Here is a 1,315-nt window from a genome sequence, read left to right on the forward strand (position 1 = left end):
TTTGCCGCCCGCGGCCCAGGGGGTGATGTGGTCGAGTTCGCTGCGATGCGCCGCTCGGCGGCAGCCGGGGAACACGCACGTCTGGTCGCGGACCTGCAAGAACCGGCGCATTTCGATGGTGGGTTTGCGGGTGTCGACCGTGAGGACGTGGCCGGTGATCGGGTCGGTGAGGNCTGGAAGCAAGGTGCCCCGGCGGCGATTTCGCGGGCTTCGGTCATGCTGCACGGGTTCATCCCGTCGACCGTCGCCACCTCGCGGGGTGCGTCGGGGTCGATCAGGTTCATCACCGGAATGACGACGCTCACCGTCGCCGTGACCCGGGCTGCGCCCGCGGTCGGCGAGTCGACGATGGCTTGCGGGGTCGCGGTGAGGAGCGTGTCGACCATGAGGTCGGTTTGGAGTTGCCGGAGGGTGCGGGTGTCTTCGACGAACTCGGCATCCTCCGGCGACAAGTCGGTGCCGGTTGCGGCCGCCGCACGGACGCGTTCCCGGTGTTCCTCGGCTTCGGTCTCGTGTTCGGTGTGGAGGGCGCGGGCTTGTTGGTCGGCGAGGTCGACGATCGCGTGGCCTTGCACGGTGGGCACATCAATGTGGATCGTCGACATGCCAAAGTCGTGGTCGTCGATCGTGACGCGTCGCTTTGCGTATTCGTGCTCGAACGCTTCTTCAAACTCTGGCGCGGCGAGGTCGACCGCGAGTTTGCGCGCGTAGGTATCGGTTTGCGACACGGTCGCGGTGCGGGCGTAGTCGAGGACTTTGCGCGTGTATTCGTCGAGCCGGTCATCGGGCACGTTGCCGGCGTACCGCAGGAGCGCGCGGGCGTGCCGCATCGTCNACCATCGCGCAAGGGAGCAAGCCAGGTGTGGTGGTTGGTCGTGAGCCGGTGGGCGTCGTGCGCGCGGTTCACCAATGCCGCGTCGGATTCGTTGGTCTTGATGCCGAAGTCGGCGACGATCGACCGGAGGTTCAGGCGGAACAGGTCGTCGTAACTCGCGACGTAGCTGCGCTCTTCGACCTGGAGTTCGGTGCGGGCGACCGCGTCGCGGTAGGCGCCGGCGAGTGCGGTGAGTTTCTGGAACTCGCCAAGGCGTGCGAGTCGTTCGCCGTCGAGGTAGTGGTCGCGGTGAGTACGGACGTGGTCGTTGATGCCGTCGGTTTCGGGTTCGGGGGTGGTGCCGTCGGGCTGGTTCCGGTGCGCGTGCCGGGTGGGTTTGAAGGCTTCACGGTCGCGCTTGCGGCTGAGGTCGCGCTGGTCGTCGTCGCTGCCATTGTCGGCGGGCGTGGCGGGGTTGGGTGCGGTCATCGGGCGTCACCT

Annotated in this window: 1 protein-coding gene; it reads left to right on the plus strand. The window is 67.3% G+C overall.

Annotation, left to right across the window (positions count from 1 at the left end; genetic code table 11):
- Positions 1-883: 883 nt before the first annotated feature.
- A partial coding sequence (locus ID132_RS05620) for a hypothetical protein (RefSeq protein ID WP_193128089.1) occupies positions 884-1,315 on the plus strand: 432 nt, incomplete at its 3' end.

Origin of the sequence: Gulosibacter sediminis, assembly GCF_014904065.1 — a bacterium.
Taxonomy (GTDB): domain Bacteria; phylum Actinomycetota; class Actinomycetes; order Actinomycetales; family Microbacteriaceae; genus Gulosibacter; species Gulosibacter sediminis.